Here is an 18,257-nt window from a genome sequence, read left to right on the forward strand (position 1 = left end):
GGTCTTAATGGCGCGACGTCAGCGGACCCGCGACGGGTCGGCGGCGATCGAGCGGAGCGACACCATGGGTCTGCTGGACAATCTGACGGGTCTGCTGGGCGGCCAGGGCGACCTGGCCGAAGCGGTCAAGAGCCTGGGCGTGGCCGGCGGGGTCGGCGGCCTCGTCGACGCCTTCCAGAAGGGCGGCCTGGGCGAAGTCGCCCAGTCGTGGGTCGCCAGCGGCCACAACCTGCCGGTCTCGGCCGAACAGATCCAGGCCGTGCTCGGCTCGGGCGCCGTCGGCCAGTTCGCCGAGAAGCTGGGCGTCGATCCGCAGACGGCGGCCGCCAAGCTGTCGGAGATTCTGCCCGGCCTGGTCGACCAGCTGACCCCGGGCGGCAAGCTGCCCGACGAAGGCATCGGCGGCGCGGTCGGCGACCTGCTGGGCGGCTTCCTGAAGACCTAAGCCGACATCAGGGCGCGAGGCGCGCCAGCCGGCGCGCCTCGGCCAGGAACGGCGCGGAGTCATTGACAAGGAAAGCGTGGGTGATGACCGGCGGGGGCTCGTCGCGCTCGAACGTGAAGACCAGATAGGTCGCCCGGCTGCTCATCCGGCGCGAGAAGACCACGCCGTCGCAGTTGGCCCCGGCATGGTTCTCGAGGCGTGCGCCCCAGACGGCCGTCCCATCGTTCCAATGCAGCAGAGGCTCGGCCGGCGGGGCGTCGGTCACCGTGATGAAAGCGTTGGCTTCGACCCAGTCGGCGGGCGCGCGCCCCTTCAACGTCTCTAGGACGTGAACCCTCGCCTCTCCGGCCTGGCAGGCCTCGCTGGCCTGTTCGACCCGCCGCAACTCGGCCTCACGCTCAGCCTTCTTGGCTTTCGAGGCGCGTCGTTCCAACGGCGGAGGACCAAAGTCGTAGAAATCGCAGAACATCGTCCACGCGCCGTCGCCGTGCTTGCCGGCGTCGCTGACCGAAATGATATGGACGCCGTTCGCCCGCGCGAACGCCTGCCCGAAGTCTTCGCGCCAGTCCTGCGTAAGGGCGATCACGCCTGGATTGTGGGCGCGACTGCAAGCCGACGCCTCCGACCAGCACTGCAGGCCCATCAGGGCGACGACCGCGGCGGCGAGAGTCCTCATGGCGCCATGACGCCGCAAACCGTTGGTCATGACAAGGCTTGCCCCGCCCTACTCTCCCGCCGCCTCCAGCAGGGCGACCACCATGGCGTTGACCGGCGTGGCGACACCGTGGGCGGCGCCCTTGCGGACGATGACGCCATTGCGGGCGTCGATCTCCATGGGACGGCCGGCCAGGCGGTCTGCGTGCAGGGAATTGATCGAGTCCGGCGGGCTGGTGCGATAGCCGGCCACCACCTCGTCCGGCAGCTCCAGCGGCAGGTCGGCGCCTTCCGCGCGGCCGACGGCGACGCATTCGGCCGCCAGGTCGCGCATGATCGCGGCGATGTCGTCGCGGCGGGCGACGCCGGCCGGTTTCAGGGTCAGGGCGCTGACGGCGCCGGCGCAGTTGAGGGCCAGCTTGCGCCAGGCGACGGTCTTGAAGTCGTCGGTGGTCGCCACCTCGATCGGCGTATGGGCCAGGAGGCCGGCGAAGGCCTCGCCCGCCGCCCCGGCGGGAACCTTGATCCAGCCCAGCCGCCGCTGGCGGATCACGCCGGGCGCTGTGCGTTCGGCCGGGATGTCGACCACCGCCGGGACGATGCGCTCGGCCGGCAGGTAGGGGCTGAAGCGCTCGACGTGCTCGACGCCGTTCTGCAGCACCGCCACCCGCGTGTCGGGGCCGACCAACCCGGCCAGCCAGGCGGCCGCGCCGGCGGCGTCATAGGTCTTGGTGGTGACCAGCACCCAGTCGTGGGGCGTCGCCTTCGCCGGATCGGTCAGCACTGTCGGCGTCGCTGCCAGGGTGCGCTCCGGCGTCTCGACCTCCAGCCGCGTAAAGGCGGTACGGGCGCACAGGGTCACGTCGTGGACCTGGGAGAGCCAGGCCGCCAGGGTCCCGCCGACCGCGCCGGGACCGATCACCGCGATGCGCATGCATGCTCTCCAGAACGAAAAACGCCGCCCGGCTTAGCGGGCGGCGTCAATCTCGTCACGACGGTTTCGCGGACCTCAGTGGTCGGCCGAAACGATGTCGGTGCGCTTCTGGAGCATGGCCTCGAAGCTCGACCACACGCCGTCGGCGCCGTGCCACTGACCCTTGGTCGCGGCCTTGGAATATTCCGTGGCGCGGGCCTCGAAGAAGTTGGCGTGCTCGACGCCGCTGAGCAGGGCCTGCAGCCACGGCAGCGGGTTTTCCTTCACGCCGTAGACTTCCGGCAGGTCCAGCTGGCGCAGGCGCCAGTCGGCGACGAAGCGGATGTACTGCTTGATGTCGTCGGGCGTCATGCCCTGGATGTCGCCGGCCTCGAAGGCCAGGTCGATGAAGTTGTCCTCCATGCCGACCACGGTCTTGCAGCAGTCGACGATGTCGTCGGCCACGCTCTTGGTGACCGCGCCGGTCTCCTTGTTGAACGCGTGGTACAGCTTGATGATGCCGTCGCAGTGCAGGCTCTCGTCGCGGATCGACCACGAGACGATCTGGCCCATGCCCTTCATCTTGTTGAAGCGCGGGAAGTTCATCAGCATCGCGAACGAGGCGAACAGCTGCAGGCCTTCGGTGAAGCCGCCGAACATGGCCAGCGTGCGGGCGATGTCGGCGTGGCTGTCGACGCCGAAGGTCTGCATGTAGTCATGCTTGGCCTTCATGGCCTCGTATTCCATGAACGCCGAGAACTCGGTCTCGGGCATGCCGATGGTCTCGAGGAGCAGGGCGTAGGCCGCGATATGGATCGTCTCCATGTTCGCGAACGAGGCCAGCATCATCTTCACCTCGGTCGGTTTGAACACCCGACCGTAGCGCTCCATGTAGTTGTCCTGCACCTCGACGTCGGACTGGGTGAAGAAGCGGAAGATCTGCGTCAGCAGATTGCGCTCCTTGTCGTTCAGCTTGACGGCCCAGTCCTTGAGGTCCTCGCCCAGCGGCACCTCTTCCGGCATCCAGTGGACCTGCTGCTGCTTCTTCCAGAAGTCATAGGCCCAGGGATAGCGGAAGGGCTTGTAGCCGCCCGAGGGGATCATGAGGCCGGGAGTCGCACTCAGTGCAAAATTTGCGACGTTCATTGTGATCCCCTTTGGAAGCTGGCCGGAAGCCTAAGGAAGCGCGATTCGGCTCGAAGAGGCGATCAACATCTTGTGGTCACCAACTCGATAACCACAAAATATGTGGAAAAACTAATACGGGTCCGACAGCCAAACGGCTCCGCTATCGCCGTCATACTCAAGTCGGAAATAGCGCAAAAACGTTCGACCAATCAGGACGGAATGCCGTTGGCCGCCGCCGAGTTGCACCCCTGCAAAGCGCCCAACAAGCGTGAAGTTTAGATCCGGCGCATGGATCTGCGCGAGATGCACATTGACGGGCATCGGCCCCGAAATCCCATTGCAAACACCCTGGTCAATCACCGGCAGTTTTAGCTGCATTGCGAGATCACTATCGATGCAGCAATCGGTCGCACCGGTATCGATAAGCGCCTGGACGCCCTTCGCAGGGAGACGAGCTACGCGGCTCGGCTTGCTTGGATCATATTCGGGATCAAATCCGATATTCACAAGCAGAGTGGGCCCGCCACGTATTAGCAGGTCGCTGGCGCGAACCTCACTCCCACCTTCATATCCGCAATTGGCCCGCATCATTAACCGGACCGTACATTAACGATACTGGTAGTGAAATGGCGGGGGCTCCGACTTGACGAATTAGGTAGGGGCCCCTTCCAAATCGTCTAACGGCATCGGAAGCAGCTTCGGCGAAATCGGAATAGACGCCTTCCAATTGGCCTTCGTGTATCAGAACCCATTCGCCAAGGTGCCCAGCTTCAAGCTCAGCTCGCATACCTTCATAGGCGGCAATCTCGTTCTGCAGGCTAGCCATACATCCTCGCTCAGCGAATCATAGCACCGAGCAGACTCCGAGCGAATCGCAAAGGAGCGTTTGATGTTTCAAATTTTCGGCGCGCTTGGCTCGGGCTCGGTCCCCGTCGAAGCGACTTTGACCCTATTGGGGCAGCCCTACACGGTCATCGAGGCGCCCACCTGGGAGGGCGAGGCGCAGCAGGCCAAGGTCGTCGGCGTCAATCCGATGAAGCAGATCCCGGCCCTTGTCACCCCCGACGGCGAGACGATCACCGAGAGCGCGGCGATCCTGATCTGGCTGGCTGACAACCACCCCGAGGCGCGGCTGGGGCCGGGGATCGGCGATCCGCGCCGGGGCCAGTTCCTGCGCTGGATGACCTTCATCCCGGCCTCGATCTATTCGCTGTTCTGGGTGCGCGACGATCCCTCGCGGCTGGCCGGGCCGGATCCGGAAGCGCAGGCCCGCATCAAGGCCGCCACCGCCGACCGCATCGCCGACTGCTGGGCGATGATGGACGCCCAGGTCGAGCCCGGCGCCTACATCCTCGGCGACGAGCTGACCGTGCTCGACCTCTATGTCGCCGTCGTCAGCCGCTGGGGCTCGCGCCGGGTGCGGTTCTACGACCGCGCGCCGAAGATGGCCAACGTGGTGCGCCGGGTGGACGCCGATCCACGGCTGGCGGAGTTCTGGGACAAGCGGTTCCCGTTCGTGGACGGGTGGGAGAGCAAGGGGGCGCAAACCTGATCCTTCTCCCCTTGCGGGAGAGGGATACCTTTACGCGGCGCCGCTTGCCCGCTATCAACCCGCTCGATGCACTTCGCCGCGACCAAAATTATTACCCGCAAAACGACCCGCTTCGGCGGGGCGGCGGGTATGCGCGCGATCTAACGCAAGCATCCCCAGACCAGCCCCGCACTGCGCGGGGCGGCTCTCTTGACCACGAGATCTGACGGCTCCCCGCGCTCCACCTCACCAGGAGACGCACCACCATGAGCCCCAAGTTTTCCCGTTCGAACCCGCCGCACGTCGGCGTCGTCGGCGCCACCGGCCTGGTCGGCGGCATGATGCTGAAGCTGCTGGCCGAGCGGGACTTCCCGCTGGCCTCGCTGCGCGTGTTCGCCTCGGCCCGCTCGGCCGGCCAGGCCCTGGCCTGGAAGGACGGGTCGGTGACGGTGGAGGACGCCGCCAGCGCCGACTTCGCCGGCCTCGACATCGTGTTCTTCTCGGCCGGCGGCGACACCTCGCGCGAGCTGGCGCCCAAGGCCGCCGCGGCCGGGGCGATCGTCATCGACAACTCCTCGGCCTGGCGCAGCGACCCAGACGTGCCGCTGGTGGTGTCGGAGGTGAATCCCGACGCCCTGGCCGTGATCCCCAAGGGCATCGTCGCCAACCCCAACTGCACCACCATGGCCGCCATGCCGGCCCTCAAGCCGCTGCACGACCGCGCCGGCCTCAAGCGCCTGACCGTCAGCACCTACCAGGCCGCCTCGGGCGGCGGGGTCGAGGGCATCCGGGTGCTGTCCGAGCAGGTGCAGGCGGGCGCCGCCGGCGACCTCGACGGCCTGGCCCTGTCGCCGGACGCCGCCCCCCTGCCCGAACCGCAGAAGTGGGCCGTGCCGCTGGCCTACAACGTGGTGCCGCTGAACTACGTGCTGGGCGAGGACGGCTATACCGAGGAAGAGCTGAAGCTGCGCGACGAGAGCCGCAAGATTTTGGACCTGCCCGAGCTGCCGGTCAGCGGCACCTGCGTGCGGGTGCCGGTGTTCAGCGGCCACGCCCTGTCGATCAACGCCGAGTTCGAGCGGCCGATCTCGGTGGCCGAAGCGCTGGAGCTGCTGGGCAATGCGCCGGGCGTGGTGCTGGACGACGTGCCCAACCCGCTCGCCGCCACCGGCCAGGACCCGGTGTTCGTCGGCCGCGTGCGTCCCGACCCGACAGTCGAACACGGCCTGGCGCTCTTCGTCGTGGGCGACAACCTGCGCAAGGGCGCGGCGCTGAACGCCGTGCAGGTGGCCGAGGTGCTGTTCGGCGGCTGACGCTGATCGGGGCTCTCGCCGCATGGCGGGAGCCCCCTGCTCCAGGCGCGACAGCATGCCGCGCAGCCCTGGCGCGAGCGTTCACCCCCTCTTCACCGCGCGGGCGCGATGGCTGTCGGCAGGATGAAGATTTCGCAGCTTTCGACCACCGACACGGGCGCTTTCGCCGCCCCCGTCGCCTATCCCGGGGGGACGGCGGCCGCGACGGCCGCGCTCAACGACACCACGGGATCGGTCGGACTGGACCAGCAGCTGGGCGCCTATCACGCCCTGGCCGACCGCTGGGCCGGCGCGAGCCACGGCGAGCGCGCGGGCCTCTCCCAGGCGCTCAACGAGTCGCCCTTCGCCAAGACCGTGCAGTCGGCGCTGAACACCTTCACCAAGGCCGCCTGGGCCGGCTCAGACGCCGCCCCGCCGGTTCCCCAGCAGAAGGCGCTGGACGCCTTCGACGGCCTCTCCGAAACCGACCAGACCATCGTCGCCTCGCTGCAGGTCGGCGTGCCCGGCGCCAAGGGGCCGGCCACCGTCGGCGACTACCGCGCCCGCCTGCAATCCGACCGCGACGCCGCCCAGCCGTCCTCAACCCTACGCGACACCGTCACCCTCTCGCCCGAAGCCCAGGCCCGCCTGGCCGGCGGCGCCGCGCCCGAGGCGACCGCGCCGACGGTCGAAGCCACGCCCGAAATGGCCGCCGCGATCAGCGCCTACGGCAAAGTGGCGCGGTAAAAATCCCTCTCCTCACCTTCCCGTCACTCCCACTGCGTCGAAACCCTCTCTCATGGAGAGAGGGAGGGGCCCGCGCCGTAGGCGTGGGAGGGTGAGTGGGTAGGCGAAGCCCCTGGACGATCTTGGCGCTGTTGCGGGCGCAGTGCCGGCACGCCGGCTAAAGGTGTAACCACTCACCCTCCCACCGCTTCGCGGCGGGCCCCGCCCTCTCTCTAAGAGAGAGGGATCAAGTGGCGAACTGCGCCAGCGCCGCCGGTTCGCCCTTGCCCACGGTCACCTCGCCCGCCAGCCAGTCGATGAAGGCTCGCACCCGGGCCGGCAGCTGGCCGCCGTGGCCGACATAGACGGCGTGGATCAGTTCGATGTCGCCGGGATTGAAGGTTTCCAGCACCGGGACCAGCCGCCCGGCGGCGATGTCGGGACCGACGTGCAGCACCGACAGCCGCGCGATCCCCTGGCCGGCCAGGGCCAGCACGCGGGCGCTCTCGCCGTCGCCGACCTCGGCGCGGCCGTGGACCGGGCGGAAGACCCCTTCGCCGTCGATCAGGAACGGCCAGGAGTCGCAGTGGCGGGCGAAGTTGAAGGTGATCAGCTCGTGGCGGGGCAGATCGTCGGGATGGGCGGGCGTCTCGGCGCCCGCCAGATAGGCCGGCGAGGCGACCAGCACCATGCGGCTCTGGGCGATCTTGCGGGCCATCAACTGCGAGGCCCGCATAGGCCCCACGCGGATCGCCACGTCGGCCCGCTCGTCCATCAGGTCGATCACCTGGTCGGTGACGGTGATGTCGAGCTGGATGTCGGGGTGGGCGGCCAGGAACCTCGGGGCCAGGGGCAGCAGGTAGTGCTGGCCGAACGGCACGCTGGAATTGACCCGCACCCGGCCGCGCGGGGCGGCGCTGGCGGCCACGGCGCGCTCAGCCTCGTCGAGGTCGGCCAGCACCCGCAGCGAGTGCTCGTGAAAGGTCTGGCCCTCGGCGGTCAGGATCAACTTGCGGGTCGAGCGGTTGACGAGCCGCGCGCCCAGCCGCGCCTCCAGCCGGGCCACCAGCTTGCTGACCGCCGACGGCGTCATCCGGAGCGAGCGCGCCGCGGCCGAGAAGCCGCCCTGCTCCACCACCCGGACGAAGACCTCCATCTCGGCGGTGCGATTGATTTCCTGTCGCGCCATCGCGCCTTCAATTCACAAGTGATGATCCTTCCGGCAATCTAATTCATCGAACACGCCAACGCTATCTGACGGTCCGCACATTCACCGGAGCCGGCCGTCATGCCCCTCGCCCTCTATGCCTTGACCGTCGGCGCCTTCGGCATCGGCGTCACCGAGTTCGTCATCATGGGCCTGCTGTTGCAGGTTTCGGCCGACCTCGGCGTCTCGATCCCCACGGCCGGCTGGCTGACCACGGGCTACGCCCTGGGCGTCTTCGTCGGCGCGCCGATCCTGACCCTGGCCACGCGCCGCCTGCCGCCCAAGACCACGCTGCTGGCCCTGATGGCCATCTTCACCCTGGGCAACCTGGCCGCCGCCCTGGCGCCGAACTTCGCTCTCCTGATGGGGGCGCGGATCGTTACGGCCCTGGCGCACGGCACCTTCTTCGGCGTCGGCTCGCTGGTCGCCGTCTCGCTCGTGGCGCCCGAGCGCAAGGCCTCGGCCATCGCCATCATGTTCACCGGCCTGACCCTGGCCACCCTGCTGGGCGTGCCGTTCGGGGCGTGGCTGGGCCTGGCCTTCGGCTGGCGCTCGACCTTCTGGGCGGTGGCCGCCATCGGCGCCCTGGCGCTGGTGATCCTGGCCCTGCTGGTCCCCAAGGGCGACAAGGCCGCCGAGCCCGCGCCCCTGAAGGAAGAGTTCGCCGTTCTGGCCCGTCCGCAGGTTCAGCTGGGCCTGGTCATGACCGTGCTGGGCTTTGGCGGGGTGTTCGCGGTGTTCACCTACATCCAGCCGATCCTCACGCAGCTGGCCGGCTTCTCGGAGGCAGCGGTGTCGCCGATCCTGCTGGTGTTCGGCGCGGGCCTGGTGGCCGGCAATCTGCTGGGCGGCCGCTGGGCCGACAGGAACCTCAACGCGGCCCTGGCCGGGAGCATCGCCGTCCTGACCGTGGTCATGCTGGCCTCGGGCTGGGCCTTCCACGACAAGGTCGGCGCCGTGCTGGCCGCCTTCCTGCTGGGCGCGGCCGCCTTCGCCACCGTCGCGCCGCTGCAGATGCGGGTGCTCAGCCAGGCCGGCGGCGCGGGCCAGGGCCTGGCTTCCAGCCTCAACATCGCCGCCTTCAACCTCGGCAACGCCATCGGCGCGGCCCTGGGCGGCGCGGTGATCGCCCACGGCGCGGGCCTCGCCGCCATCGCCCCGATCGCCGCCCTGGTGCCGCTGGGCGCCCTGGTCCTGGCCGCGCTGAGCCTTGGCCTGGAGCGCCGCGAGAAACTGGCGGCGGCGTAGCGCCCAATCTCCTCCCCCGTGAAACGGGGGAGGAGTTAGCCCCAAAGCCGAAAGTCGGATCGAGCAAGAACCGCTCCTGCGGGAGCGCTATCGCCGACCGGCCGGGATCCCTTCCCCCGTCTTCCTCAGGAGACTTCCCATGGAATACCGCACGCTCGGCCGGTCCGGCCTCAAGGTCCCCGCCCTCAGCTTCGGCGCGGGTACGTTCGGCGGCCAGGGGCCGCTGTTCAGCGCCTGGGGCGACACCCGCGTCGAGGAGGCCCGGCGGCTGATCGACATCTGCCTGGAGGCCGGCGTCACCCTGTTCGACACCGCCGACGTCTATTCCAACGGCGCCTCCGAGGAGATCCTCGGCGAAGCCCTGGCCGGCCGCCGCGACGAGGCGCTGATCTCGACCAAGCTCGGCCTGCCGATGGGCGAAGGGCCGCTGGACGCCGGGGCCTCGCGCCTGCGGCTGGTGCGCGGGGTCGAGGCGGCGCTGAAGCGGCTGAAGACCGACCGCATCGACCTCTTGCAACTGCACGCCTTCGACGGGACGACCCCGGTGGAGGAGACCCTGTCGGCCCTCGACGACCTCGTGAGCGCCGGCAAGGTGCTCTATGTCGGCGCCTCCAACTTCGCCGGCTGGGAGCTCATGAAATCGCTGGCCGCCGCCGACCGCCACGGCTGGCCGCGCTATGTGGCCCACCAGGCCTATTACTCGCTGGCCGGCCGCGACTACGAGTGGGAGCTGATGCCGCTGGCCGCCGACCAGGGCGTCGGGGCCGTGGTCTGGAGCCCGCTGGGCTGGGGCCGTCTGACGGGCAAGATCCGCCGCGGTCAGCCGCTGCCCCAGACCAGCCGCCTGCACCAGACCGCCGACGCCGGCCCTCCGGTCGACGACGAGCGCCTCTACCGCATCGTCGACGCCCTGGACGCGATCGCCGCCGAGACCGGCAAGACCGTGCCGCAGATCGCCATCAACTGGCTGCTGCGCCGCCCCACGGTCTCCAGCGTGATCATCGGCGCCCGCACCGAGGAGCAGCTGCGCCAGAACCTCGGCGCCGTCGGCTGGAGCCTGAGCCCCGAACAGGTCGCGGCGCTGGACGCCGCCAGCGCGGTCACCCCGGCCTATCCCTACTACCCCTACTGGCGCGAAGGCGGCTTCCGGCAGGTGAACCCGCCGCTGGTGTAGGGAGCCGGAACGCCGCTACGTATTTTACTCGTCATCCCGGGCGAAGGCGCGCAGCGCCGCAGACCCGGGACCCAGGGGCCGGCGCACTGCGGTCGCCCCTGGGTCCCGGCTCTCCGCTTCGCTGCGGCCGGGATGACGACCAAGGGGGCATTGATGTTTGAGCCTCAAGTCATCACCCACCCCCCATGGCCCGTCCGGCCGCCGCCTGCTAAGCCCCGGCCATGCTCACCGATCCCTTCTTCTACGCCGTCGCCGTTCCCGCCGTGATCCTGGTGGGGCTGGCCAAGGGCGGGTTCGCGGGGATCGGGGTGGTGGCCACGCCCCTGCTGGCCCTTGCGGTCGGGCCGGTGAAGGCCGCGGCGATCCTGCTGCCGCTCTTGATCCTTCAGGACGTCGTCGGCGTCTGGTCCTATCGCAAGACCTGGGACAAGGGCCTGCTGATCCTGATGGTCCCGCCGGCCGCGGTCGGCATCTTCCTGGGCTGGGCCCTGGCGGCGCTGGTGTCGTCGTCGGCCGTGGAGCTGGCGGTCGGGCTGGTGTCGGTGCTGTTCGCCGCCCAGCGCCTGTGGGCCGAGCGGGCGGTCAAAGCCGCCGCCGCGATCGAGGCCACGCCCGGCCGGCCGTGGCTGGGCGCGCTGTGCGGCATGGCCTCGGGCTTCACCAGCCAGATCTCCCACGCCGGCGGCCCGCCGTTCCAGATCTACGTCCTGCCGCGCCGCCTGCCGCGTGACGTCTTCGTCGGCACCAGCGCCATCTTCTTCGCCATCGTCAACTGGATGAAGATGCCGGCCTATCTGGCGCTCGGCCAGTTCACGCCCAGCGTGCTGACCGCCGTGGCCGTGCTGACGCCCCTGGCCCTGGCATCGACCTGGGCCGGCGTCTGGCTGGTGCGGCGCGTTCCGGCCGAGGGCTTCTACAAGGTGATCTACGTCCTGCTGATCCTGGTCGGAACCAAGCTGGCCTGGGACGGATTGATGGGGCTGATGTGATGAACGGTCGCGCTTGCGATATGCCCTTTCGGCGCCATGATGATCGGCGTTTATACGTCACCCAATTCGACTAGGCTGGGCGGGCCATGACGATCTCAGACTTCACCAAGCACTATCCCACGTCCGGCGCGAAGCTGGCCGACCTGATCGTGCACCTGGCGGGCCTCGCCTGCGCCCTGCTGGGCGGCGGCATCCTGCTGGGCCTGGCCTTCGGCCTGGGCTCGCTGAGCCAGATGGCGGCCATCGGGGTCTATACGGTGGGCATGGTGACCATGCTGTCGCTGTCGACCGCCTACAACTTCTCCAAGGCGCGCTGGCAGCCGCTGCTGCGCCGCTTCGACCACGCCGGCATCTTCATCATGATCGCCGCCTCCTACACCCCCTTCACCACCCAGAACCTGACCGGCTGGTGGGCCATCGGCATGACCGCCGCCGTCTGGGGCATCGCTGGCCTCGGCGTGCTGGCCAAGCTGTTCCTGCCGGGCCTCGACAAGCGCTTCTGGGTCGGCCTCTACATGGCGATGGGCTGGCTGGTGCTGGTGGCCATCAAGCCGATGATCGAGGGCCTGTCGTGGGTGGCCCTGCTGCTGCTGGCCATCGGCGGCATCGTCTATTCCACCGGCACGGTGTTCTACCTGATGCGCCGGCTGAAGTTCCGCCGCGCCATCTGGCACGGCCACGTGATCGGCGGCGCGGGCCTGCACTACGCGGCCGTCCTGGTCGGAGTCGTCCTGGCCGGCGCCCGGGCCTGATCCGCATGGCCCGCGACGGAGCACCGCACGGGAACGAGCCGACCGGAACCGAGACCCGGATCACCATCCAGAGCCTGCTGCGCGACTGGCGCGGCCCCGATCCCCTGCGCGGCAAGCGCCTGCCGGCGCCGCTGGCGAGCGCCCACGCCGAGGCCGTCGGCTTTCCGGGCGTGCGCCTGTCGATCGAGCAGGCCGAGGACGCGCTGAAGGCCGCCGCCGACCGCCTGGCGCCGGTGCGCTCGCTGATCGGCATGGACGAGTTCAACATCCTGGCCCTGTCGGGCGGGGCGGCCGGCGGCGCCTATGGCGCGGGCGTGCTGACGGGCCTGTCCAAGGCCGGCCGGCGGCCGCACTTCGCCATCGTCACCGGCGTCTCGACCGGGGCCCTGATCGCCCCTCTGGCCTTTCTCGGCCCGGCCTGGGACGACCGCCTGACCGACGCCTATCTGGGCGGCCACGCGGCCGAGCTGCTCAGCCTGCGGCGGCTGGCTCCCGCGCTCGGCCCCAGCATCTTCAAGGGCGAGAGCCTGGACGCCCTGGTCGAGCCCTTCGTCGACGAGACCCTGATCGAGGCCGTCGCCGTCGAGCACGCCAAGGGCCGGCGCCTGCTGATCGCCACCACCAATCTCGACAACCAGCGGGCCACGATCTGGGACATGGGGGCCATCGCCACGCGCGGCGGCCCGGAAGCCGTGAAGCTGTTCCGCGAGATCCTGGTGGCCTCGGCCTCGGTGCCCGGCCTCTTCCCGCCCAAGCTGTTCGACGTCGAGTGCGACGGCGAGCGGCGTCAGGAGATGCATGTCGACGGCGGCGTCGCCGCGCCGCTGTTCCTGATGCCCGACGCCCTGCTGCACTGGCGCAACCTCGGCTCGCGGGTGCGCCGGGGCCGGGTCTACGTCATCGTCAACACGGTGCTGGACCCGTCGGTGCGCTCGACCCCGCCGGGCGTGGCCTCGATCATGGGCCGCAGCTTCGAGACCATGCTGCGGTTCTCATATCGTCAAGCCTTGAGCCTCGCCGAGGGCTTCTGCACCCGCCACAACCTGCCGCTCAGCGTGGCCTCGATCCCAGGCGACTTCGACGGCTTCAACATGCTGCGGTTCGACACCGTGACCATGCGCAAGATCTACGACAAGGCAGAGACCCTGGCGGCCGACGACAAGGTCTGGACCAGCCCGGCCCTGGAGCCCACCGGCTGGCGCGGCCTCTTCCGCCGCCCCGGCGGCCGACCCAAGCCCGAACCCGGCGCGATCAGCCTGGATCCCGGGACCGAGGCCTGAGGGCGGCGCAACGAGCCTGACGGTCGATACGACCCTAGGCGTCGTTGTCGGCTTGTGGCAACGCGGCGGTCAGTTCGGCCATGAGCTGATCGGGATCGACGGGTTCGCCGTCCACCGTGGCGGTCACCTTCCCATTGACGCCTATCGCGATGACGACGGGCTTGGGATGTTCCGGCTCTGAAGGCGGCTTGCTCATCCGACGACCCTAGCCGCCGCCGCGCCTCGGCGCTACGGCCTCCACCTCGCCCGCCCCTCGCCTGCCCCTCGCCTGCCCCTCGCCTGCATTGCAGGCCGGAAACCGAACGCAGTCTTCCCGCAGCACAAGCCCGCTAGGCAGGCGCGGACATCAACGTTCCCGTCCGGTCATGCGCAAGCTCATCCTTCCCGCCCTCGCCGTCGCCCTGCTCGCCGTCTCGGCGGCTCACGCCCAGCCGCCCGGCGGCGGTCGCGGCGGTCCGCCTCCCGGAGGCGGCGGCCCCGGCGGACCGGGCGGCCCCGGCGGCGGGTCCAAGCAGACGGATCTCGACAAGGTGGTGATCACCGGCGTGGTGCTGTCGCTCGATGCGGCCGCCGACCGGGTGACGATCGCCTATGCGGCCTCGGAGCCGCTGAACTGGCCGGCGGGGACCATGCCCTTCGCCACGGTCAAGCCGGGCATGCTGGGCGAGGTGGCGGTGGGCCAGAAGGTGCGCTTCACCCTCAGCAATCACCGCATCTCGGCGTTCCTGCCGGATGGCCCGCCGCCGGAAGGCGGTCCGGGTCCCGGCGGTCCGCCCCCTGGTGGACCTGACGGCAAGCCGGGCGGTCCCCCTCCGGGCGACGGCTCGGATCGTCCGCCGCCTCCGCGCTGACGCGCGGCAGGGGGTTTTCTTCAGCCGGCCTTCTTGAGATAGCGCGCGCGGGTCTTCTCGACGCGGGGCGGATCAGCGCGGAAGTCGGCGGCCACGCCCAGGCGGGCGTTGCACGACGGGCAGCGCACGTGATCCTCGTCGGTCAGCTCGGCCGACGGGTCGAAGCGGGTGCCGCAGGGCTTGCACTTCCAGTCGCCGACTTGCGGCGGCGGCGGAGGCGCGGCCGGTTCGGGCGTCACCACCCGGGCCGTCTTCTGCAGGCGCTCGAGCGGCGGCGGACCGCCAGGCGCGGCGACACCGCTCTTCAGGCTCAGGATTTTGCGGCGCGGAGGCTCGCTATCGCTCATGACGCTCGACGACTTTACGGAAGGATGGTCGCTAGCTGCATGATCGCGGCCGGAAACTCAAGGGTTCGCACGCCTGAGGGGGTCCAAAGGGGGCCCAAGGGAGCATCGAAGGCCCCGCTCACCACTCCGGCTTGAGGCTGAACGACAGGGCCACGACCGAGTCTTCCTGGGTGGCCATGCCCATGATCTGGTCCTTGGCCTTGATCTCGCGGCGGATGTAGCCGACCGAGGCCTGCATGGCCCCGCGCCGCCAGCCGACCCCGGCCTGGGCGTCGCCGATCAGCTTGCTGGTGGTGTCGGCGGTGATGCCGGCCCGGCTCCAGTCGCCGTCCTGGCCGCGCAGCAGGTTCATGCCGACCAGCTGGCCGCTGGCTCCGGCGAACAGGTACCAGCGCCCGCGGTCGCCGAAGGTCTCGCGGCCGTCGCGCACGCCCAGGCCGTCGATGACGCGGTCCTCGACGCTCTTGCCGCTGCTCTTGCCGATGCGCACCATGCCGCCGAGCTCGGCCGAGCCGCCGGCCCCACCGAAGCCCAGGCCCGCGTGCGGGGTGAAGTCGACCGACAGCTTGCCGGCCCCGAACTTGGCCGCCGCCGGCCAGCCGCGCGAGACGCTGACGTCGACGGTGTCGGCGTCGAAATTGGCCGCGCCCGGGCGCACTAGGCTGAGCGGCGCGCTCTGTGCCAGGCGCGAAGAGCTGGCCACCGAGACCCGCACCGAGTCCACGGCATGGCCGTTGTCGCCGACCACGACGCTGCTCGAGCGCCAGCTGACCGGCCCGCGCTCGTCGTAATAGCGGTCGGCGTCCAGCAGGTTGGCGTCGCCGTAGAGGCCCGCCGGCGACATGGCGAAGGCCTCGCCCTCGGCCTCCGTGGCGCGGGTGTCGACGGGGCGCGCGACGAAGGCCGCCGCCGAGGGCTGGGCCGGAGCCCGCCGCGCAAGATCCAGTTTCTGAAGGGTCGGGCTGAGCGACGGCGCGGCGGCGGGCGCGGGCTTGGCCCGCTTGCCCTTGCGGACAGCGGCGTCAGCCTGCGCGCCCGCGAGCGCCAGCATGGCGCCGCAGCACGTCGCGATCGTCACGCAAACGATACGCATTGCGGATTCCCCAATCCCAATCCTGCCCACCGTATCCGGCATTTCGGATACGTCCACCGGGAAAACCCGGCGTTCGGTGAACAGTCAGTGACTGTATTGGTTCCGCATAGAAAAACAGCGGCGCGAGATGTCGCGCCGCTGTGGTGAATCGTCGCTTAGCCAGCCTTTATTACTGGCAGGCGAGGCACTCTTCGTAGTCGGTCTTTTCCGCGACGTCGAAGCCCTCCGAGCCGCCCTCGACCTTGCCGTCGGCGCCGGCGTAGGCCGCGCGCTGAACCGACTTGGAGCGCAGGTAGTAGAGGCTTTTGACGCCCCGCTCCCAGGCCTGCCAGTGCAGCATGTGCAGGTCCCACTTGTCGACGTCGCCGGGCAGGAAGATGTTCACCGACTGGCTCTGGCAGATTTCCGGCGTGCGGTCGGCGGCCAGTTCGACCACCCAGCGCTGGTCCAGTTCGAAGGCGGTCTTGTAGACGTCCTTCTCGTCCTGGCTCAGGAACTCCAGGTGCTGGACCGAGCCTTCGTTCTCCAGGATCGAGCCCCACACCAGGTCGGTGTTCTGGCCCTTCTCCTCGAGCAGCTTCTCCAGGTAGGGGTTCTTCACCGCGAACGAGCCCGACAGGGTCTTGTGGGTGTAGATGTTGGCCGGGATCGGCTCGATGCCGGCGCTGGTGCCGCCGCAGATGATCGAGATCGAGGCGGTCGGGGCGATGGCCAGCTTGTGCGAGAAGCGCTCCTTGGAGCCGCGATCGGCGGCGTCCGGGCACGGGCCCTTCTCTTCGCCGAGAGCGATCGAGGCCTTGTCGGCCTCGCGGCGCAGGTGCTTGAACATCCGCATGTTCCAGCTCTTGGCCAGGGCGCTTTCGAACGGCACGTTCTGGCTTTGCAGGAACGAGTGGAAGCCCATCAAACCGAGGCCCACCGAGCGCTCGCGCATGGCGGCGTAGGCGGCGGTCGAGGCCGCGTCCGGGGCGCGATCGATGAAGTCCTGCAGGACGTTGTCGAGGAAGCGCATGACGTCCTCGATGAAGGTCGGGTGGTCGCGCCACTCCAGGAACGTCTCGGCGTTGACGCTCGACAGGCAGCAGACCGCGGTGCGCTCCTTGCCCAGGTGGTCGGTGCCGGTGTGCAGCATGATCTCGCTGCACAGGTTCGACTGGCGCACCTTCAGGCCCAGCTCGCGCTGGAACGACGGCATGGCGCGGTTCACGGTGTCGGAGAAGATCAGGTAGGGCTCGCCGGTCTGCATGCGCAGATCCAGGATCTTCTGCCACAGGCCGCGGGCCTCGACTTCGCGCAGCACTTCGCCGGTCTTGGGCGAGCGCAGGCCGAACTTCAGGCCGTCACGCACGGCGTGCATGAACTCGTCGGTGATCGAGATGCCGTGGTGCAGGTTCAGGGACTTGCGGTTGAAGTCACCCGAGGCCTTGCGGATTTCCAGGAACTCTTCGATTTCCGGGTGGTGGATGTCGAGATAGACGGCGGCCGAGCCGCGGCGCAGCGAGCCTTGGCTGATCGCCAGGGTCAGCGAGTCCATCACGCGGATGAAGGGGATGATGCCCGAGGTCTGGCCCTGGCCCTTGACCTTCTCGCCGATCGAACGGACGCCGCCCCAGTAGGTGCCGATGCCGCCGCCGTTGGCCGCCAGCCAGACGTTCTCGTTCCAGACGCCCAGGATGCCGTCGAGGCTGTCGTTGACGGCGTTGAGGAAGCAGCTGATCGGCAGGCCGCGGTCGGCGCCGCCGTTGCTGAGCACCGGGGTGGCCGGCATGAACCACAGGCGGCTCATATAGTCGTAGACGCGCTGGGCGTGGTCGGCGTCGTCGGCGAAGGCCGTCGAAACGCGCGCGAACATGTCCTGGTAGGACTCGCCCGGCAGCAGATAGCGGTCTTCCAGCGTGGTCTTGCCGAAATCGGTCAGCAGGGCGTCGCGCGAACGGTCGACCTCGACCTTGCGCACCAGCGCCAGGGCCGGACGTTCCTTGAAGGCCGACGCAGGGCGCGCGGCAGCTTGAATCTTGGTCGCTTCACCAGCGGTCATGTGCAGAACCCGTCCATTTACCATGCGCTTGCGAGAAGCCGTCCGCTTCCGGCGAAGCCGCTAGATATAGTGGGCGTTGCGCCCCCAGAGCCCATATATGGGGCCACAGACCCCGCCTCTTCGTCAACGGGTCGGAACGCTTCCGAGGCGAGTTTTTCGTTAACAAGCTGTGAACGCCTAGAGGTTCCCCGTGCGTATCAAGGGGTTGCCCACATGAGAATTTTTCGGCGCGGCGAAGCGCCGCAGCAGCGTTAACGAAGCTCCGCGACCGGAGGGGTCGGCCAACCGACGATTCCGGATTCTTCGGAAGGGTTCGGAGCAAAAAAGAGCGGGGATATGTGGGGCGGGATCCACAGGAAAGCCCTACCCTCGATAAGGATGTAGCCGCGCAGCGTAGTGGGCCGGCAGCCGTCGCCCCTCTCCTCCCTCGCGCAGCGGGGGAGGTGGCGCGCCGCGGATACGCGGCGTGACGGAGGGGGCGAGGGACAGAGCGCCGAGCCCAGCCTCGCCCCCTCCACCGCTTCGCGGTCCCCCTCCCCCGTTTCGCTTCGCTACTCGGGGGAGGATCAAAAGCAAAAGGCCCCGGAGC

20 protein-coding genes and 2 pseudogenes are annotated in these 18,257 nt (G+C 69.2%); 11 read left to right on the forward strand and 11 right to left on the reverse strand.

Translation table 11 applies throughout. From position 1 onward, the window contains the following. Positions 1-7 precede the first annotated feature (7 nt). Positions 8-445: a YidB family protein gene (locus tag AC2YHT_RS21915; protein ID WP_487291990.1), complete on the forward strand. Its 438-nt coding sequence runs from the start codon at positions 8-10 to the stop codon at positions 443-445. A gap of 7 nt (positions 446-452) precedes the next feature. Here AC2YHT_RS21915 and AC2YHT_RS21920 read toward each other — a convergent pair whose 3' ends face one another. The 4 genes from AC2YHT_RS21920 to AC2YHT_RS21935 all read right to left on the reverse strand — a co-directional run bounded on the left by AC2YHT_RS21920 (position 453) and on the right by AC2YHT_RS21935 (position 3,731). After that, positions 453-1,151 carry a hypothetical protein gene (locus tag AC2YHT_RS21920; protein WP_487291991.1) on the reverse strand — a complete coding sequence of 233 codons (699 nt, stop codon included), beginning with the start codon at positions 1,149-1,151 and terminating at the stop codon, positions 453-455. Positions 1,152-1,169: 18 nt separating this feature from the next. Then, complete coding sequence (locus AC2YHT_RS21925; protein WP_487291992.1) at positions 1,170-2,033, reverse strand: 2-dehydropantoate 2-reductase; 864 nt, start codon at positions 2,031-2,033, stop codon at positions 1,170-1,172. Between the two features lie 75 nt (positions 2,034-2,108). Next, positions 2,109-3,158, reverse strand: a complete 1,050-nt coding sequence (locus AC2YHT_RS21930) for a ribonucleotide-diphosphate reductase subunit beta (protein WP_487291993.1) — start codon at positions 3,156-3,158, stop codon at positions 2,109-2,111. 111 nt (positions 3,159-3,269) lie between these two features. Next, positions 3,270-3,731, reverse strand: a complete 462-nt coding sequence (locus AC2YHT_RS21935; protein ID WP_487291994.1) for an aspartyl protease family protein — start codon at positions 3,729-3,731, stop codon at positions 3,270-3,272. Positions 3,732-4,029: 298 nt separating this feature from the next. Between AC2YHT_RS21935 and AC2YHT_RS21940 the strand changes: the two genes are divergently transcribed. The 4 genes from AC2YHT_RS21940 (at position 4,030) to AC2YHT_RS21955 (ending at position 6,710) form a co-directional block, all read left to right on the forward strand. Next, positions 4,030-4,692: a glutathione S-transferase family protein gene (locus tag AC2YHT_RS21940; protein ID WP_487291995.1), complete on the forward strand. Its 663-nt coding sequence runs from the start codon at positions 4,030-4,032 to the stop codon at positions 4,690-4,692. A gap of 66 nt (positions 4,693-4,758) precedes the next feature. Beyond that, complete coding sequence (locus tag AC2YHT_RS21945; RefSeq protein WP_487292010.1) at positions 4,759-4,836, forward strand: hypothetical protein; 78 nt, start codon at positions 4,759-4,761, stop codon at positions 4,834-4,836. A gap of 101 nt (positions 4,837-4,937) precedes the next feature. Beyond that, the gene (locus tag AC2YHT_RS21950; protein WP_487291996.1) at positions 4,938-5,984 is read left to right on the forward strand and encodes an aspartate-semialdehyde dehydrogenase; all 1,047 of its coding nucleotides are present in this window, start codon (positions 4,938-4,940) and stop codon (positions 5,982-5,984) included. 123 nt (positions 5,985-6,107) lie between these two features. Further along, positions 6,108-6,710 carry a hypothetical protein gene (locus AC2YHT_RS21955; RefSeq protein WP_487291997.1) on the forward strand — a complete coding sequence of 201 codons (603 nt, stop codon included), beginning with the start codon at positions 6,108-6,110 and terminating at the stop codon, positions 6,708-6,710. A 226-nt stretch (positions 6,711-6,936) separates the two neighbouring features. On the opposite strand, the gene AC2YHT_RS21960 is transcribed toward AC2YHT_RS21955, so the two are convergent. Next, complete coding sequence (locus AC2YHT_RS21960; protein ID WP_487291998.1) at positions 6,937-7,878, reverse strand: LysR family transcriptional regulator; 942 nt, start codon at positions 7,876-7,878, stop codon at positions 6,937-6,939. Positions 7,879-7,977: 99 nt separating this feature from the next. Between AC2YHT_RS21960 and AC2YHT_RS21965 the strand changes: the two genes are divergently transcribed. Next, positions 7,978-9,144, forward strand: coding sequence for an MFS transporter (locus AC2YHT_RS21965; RefSeq protein WP_487291999.1), 1,167 nt, complete (start codon positions 7,978-7,980; stop codon positions 9,142-9,144). 139 nt (positions 9,145-9,283) lie between these two features. Beyond that, positions 9,284-10,318, forward strand: coding sequence for an aldo/keto reductase (locus tag AC2YHT_RS21970; RefSeq protein ID WP_487292000.1), 1,035 nt, complete (start codon positions 9,284-9,286; stop codon positions 10,316-10,318). Positions 10,319-10,342: 24 nt separating this feature from the next. Here the strand turns inward: AC2YHT_RS21970 and AC2YHT_RS21975 are convergent. Beyond that, positions 10,343-10,453: pseudogene (locus tag AC2YHT_RS21975) on the reverse strand (hypothetical protein); the annotation flags it as partial. 86 nt (positions 10,454-10,539) lie between these two features. Between AC2YHT_RS21975 and AC2YHT_RS21980 the strand changes: the two are divergent. The 3 genes from AC2YHT_RS21980 to AC2YHT_RS21990 all read left to right on the forward strand — a co-directional run bounded on the left by AC2YHT_RS21980 (position 10,540) and on the right by AC2YHT_RS21990 (position 13,339). Then, positions 10,540-11,307: a sulfite exporter TauE/SafE family protein gene (locus tag AC2YHT_RS21980; protein WP_487292001.1), complete on the forward strand. Its 768-nt coding sequence runs from the start codon at positions 10,540-10,542 to the stop codon at positions 11,305-11,307. Positions 11,308-11,393: 86 nt separating this feature from the next. Further along, positions 11,394-12,059, forward strand: a complete 666-nt coding sequence (trhA, locus tag AC2YHT_RS21985) for a PAQR family membrane homeostasis protein TrhA (RefSeq protein ID WP_487292002.1) — start codon at positions 11,394-11,396, stop codon at positions 12,057-12,059. Positions 12,060-12,064: 5 nt separating this feature from the next. Next, on the forward strand, positions 12,065-13,339 hold the full coding sequence (locus AC2YHT_RS21990) for a patatin-like phospholipase family protein (RefSeq protein WP_487292003.1): 1,275 nt from the start codon (positions 12,065-12,067) through the stop codon (positions 13,337-13,339). A 34-nt stretch (positions 13,340-13,373) separates the two neighbouring features. Here the strand turns inward: AC2YHT_RS21990 and AC2YHT_RS21995 are convergent, their stop codons facing one another. Further along, complete coding sequence (locus AC2YHT_RS21995; protein ID WP_487292004.1) at positions 13,374-13,535, reverse strand: hypothetical protein; 162 nt, start codon at positions 13,533-13,535, stop codon at positions 13,374-13,376. A gap of 169 nt (positions 13,536-13,704) precedes the next feature. Here AC2YHT_RS21995 and AC2YHT_RS22000 point away from each other — a divergent pair, with 169 nt between their 5' ends. Continuing rightward, on the forward strand, positions 13,705-14,190 hold the full coding sequence (locus tag AC2YHT_RS22000) for a copper-binding protein (protein WP_487292005.1): 486 nt from the start codon (positions 13,705-13,707) through the stop codon (positions 14,188-14,190). Positions 14,191-14,210: 20 nt separating this feature from the next. On the opposite strand, the gene AC2YHT_RS22005 is transcribed toward AC2YHT_RS22000, so the two are convergent. The 4 genes and pseudogenes from AC2YHT_RS22005 to AC2YHT_RS22020 form a co-directional block, all read right to left on the reverse strand. Continuing rightward, complete coding sequence (locus AC2YHT_RS22005) at positions 14,211-14,537, reverse strand: FmdB family zinc ribbon protein (RefSeq protein ID WP_487292006.1); 327 nt, start codon at positions 14,535-14,537, stop codon at positions 14,211-14,213. A 118-nt stretch (positions 14,538-14,655) separates the two neighbouring features. Next, on the reverse strand, positions 14,656-15,630 hold the full coding sequence (locus AC2YHT_RS22010; RefSeq protein WP_487292007.1) for a lipid A-modifier LpxR family protein: 975 nt from the start codon (positions 15,628-15,630) through the stop codon (positions 14,656-14,658). Positions 15,631-15,799: 169 nt separating this feature from the next. Next, a complete protein-coding gene (locus AC2YHT_RS22015; protein WP_487292008.1) occupies positions 15,800-17,668 on the reverse strand; it encodes a ribonucleoside-diphosphate reductase subunit alpha in 1,869 nt (622 codons plus the stop codon). Between the two features lie 413 nt (positions 17,669-18,081). Then, a pseudogene (locus AC2YHT_RS22020) lies at positions 18,082-18,213 on the reverse strand (hypothetical protein); the annotation flags it as partial. Positions 18,214-18,257 lie beyond the last annotated feature (44 nt).

This window comes from Caulobacter sp. SRI_008, from assembly GCF_057586355.1.

What these genes read in the sequence shown, in the direction of transcription:
- AC2YHT_RS21915 (WP_487291990.1), top strand. Translation starts at nt 8, where the DNA reads ATGGCGCGACGTCAGCGGACCCGCGACGGGTCGGCGGCGATCGAGCGG.
- AC2YHT_RS21920 (WP_487291991.1), bottom strand. Translation starts at nt 1,151, where the DNA reads ATGACCAACGGTTTGCGGCGTCATGGCGCCATGAGGACTCTCGCCGCC.
- AC2YHT_RS21925 (WP_487291992.1), bottom strand. Translation starts at nt 2,033, where the DNA reads ATGCGCATCGCGGTGATCGGTCCCGGCGCGGTCGGCGGGACCCTGGCG.
- AC2YHT_RS21930 (WP_487291993.1), bottom strand. Translation starts at nt 3,158, where the DNA reads ATGAACGTCGCAAATTTTGCACTGAGTGCGACTCCCGGCCTCATGATC.
- AC2YHT_RS21935 (WP_487291994.1), bottom strand. Translation starts at nt 3,731, where the DNA reads ATGATGCGGGCCAATTGCGGATATGAAGGTGGGAGTGAGGTTCGCGCC.
- AC2YHT_RS21940 (WP_487291995.1), top strand. Translation starts at nt 4,030, where the DNA reads ATGTTTCAAATTTTCGGCGCGCTTGGCTCGGGCTCGGTCCCCGTCGAA.
- AC2YHT_RS21945 (WP_487292010.1), top strand. Translation starts at nt 4,759, where the DNA reads ATGCACTTCGCCGCGACCAAAATTATTACCCGCAAAACGACCCGCTTC.
- AC2YHT_RS21950 (WP_487291996.1), top strand. Translation starts at nt 4,938, where the DNA reads ATGAGCCCCAAGTTTTCCCGTTCGAACCCGCCGCACGTCGGCGTCGTC.
- AC2YHT_RS21955 (WP_487291997.1), top strand. Translation starts at nt 6,108, where the DNA reads ATGAAGATTTCGCAGCTTTCGACCACCGACACGGGCGCTTTCGCCGCC.
- AC2YHT_RS21960 (WP_487291998.1), bottom strand. Translation starts at nt 7,878, where the DNA reads ATGGCGCGACAGGAAATCAATCGCACCGCCGAGATGGAGGTCTTCGTC.
- AC2YHT_RS21965 (WP_487291999.1), top strand. Translation starts at nt 7,978, where the DNA reads ATGCCCCTCGCCCTCTATGCCTTGACCGTCGGCGCCTTCGGCATCGGC.
- AC2YHT_RS21970 (WP_487292000.1), top strand. Translation starts at nt 9,284, where the DNA reads ATGGAATACCGCACGCTCGGCCGGTCCGGCCTCAAGGTCCCCGCCCTC.
- AC2YHT_RS21980 (WP_487292001.1), top strand. Translation starts at nt 10,540, where the DNA reads ATGCTCACCGATCCCTTCTTCTACGCCGTCGCCGTTCCCGCCGTGATC.
- trhA (WP_487292002.1), top strand. Translation starts at nt 11,394, where the DNA reads ATGACGATCTCAGACTTCACCAAGCACTATCCCACGTCCGGCGCGAAG.
- AC2YHT_RS21990 (WP_487292003.1), top strand. Translation starts at nt 12,065, where the DNA reads ATGGCCCGCGACGGAGCACCGCACGGGAACGAGCCGACCGGAACCGAG.
- AC2YHT_RS21995 (WP_487292004.1), bottom strand. Translation starts at nt 13,535, where the DNA reads ATGAGCAAGCCGCCTTCAGAGCCGGAACATCCCAAGCCCGTCGTCATC.
- AC2YHT_RS22000 (WP_487292005.1), top strand. Translation starts at nt 13,705, where the DNA reads ATGCGCAAGCTCATCCTTCCCGCCCTCGCCGTCGCCCTGCTCGCCGTC.
- AC2YHT_RS22005 (WP_487292006.1), bottom strand. Translation starts at nt 14,537, where the DNA reads ATGAGCGATAGCGAGCCTCCGCGCCGCAAAATCCTGAGCCTGAAGAGC.
- AC2YHT_RS22010 (WP_487292007.1), bottom strand. Translation starts at nt 15,630, where the DNA reads ATGCGTATCGTTTGCGTGACGATCGCGACGTGCTGCGGCGCCATGCTG.
- AC2YHT_RS22015 (WP_487292008.1), bottom strand. Translation starts at nt 17,668, where the DNA reads ATGACCGCTGGTGAAGCGACCAAGATTCAAGCTGCCGCGCGCCCTGCG.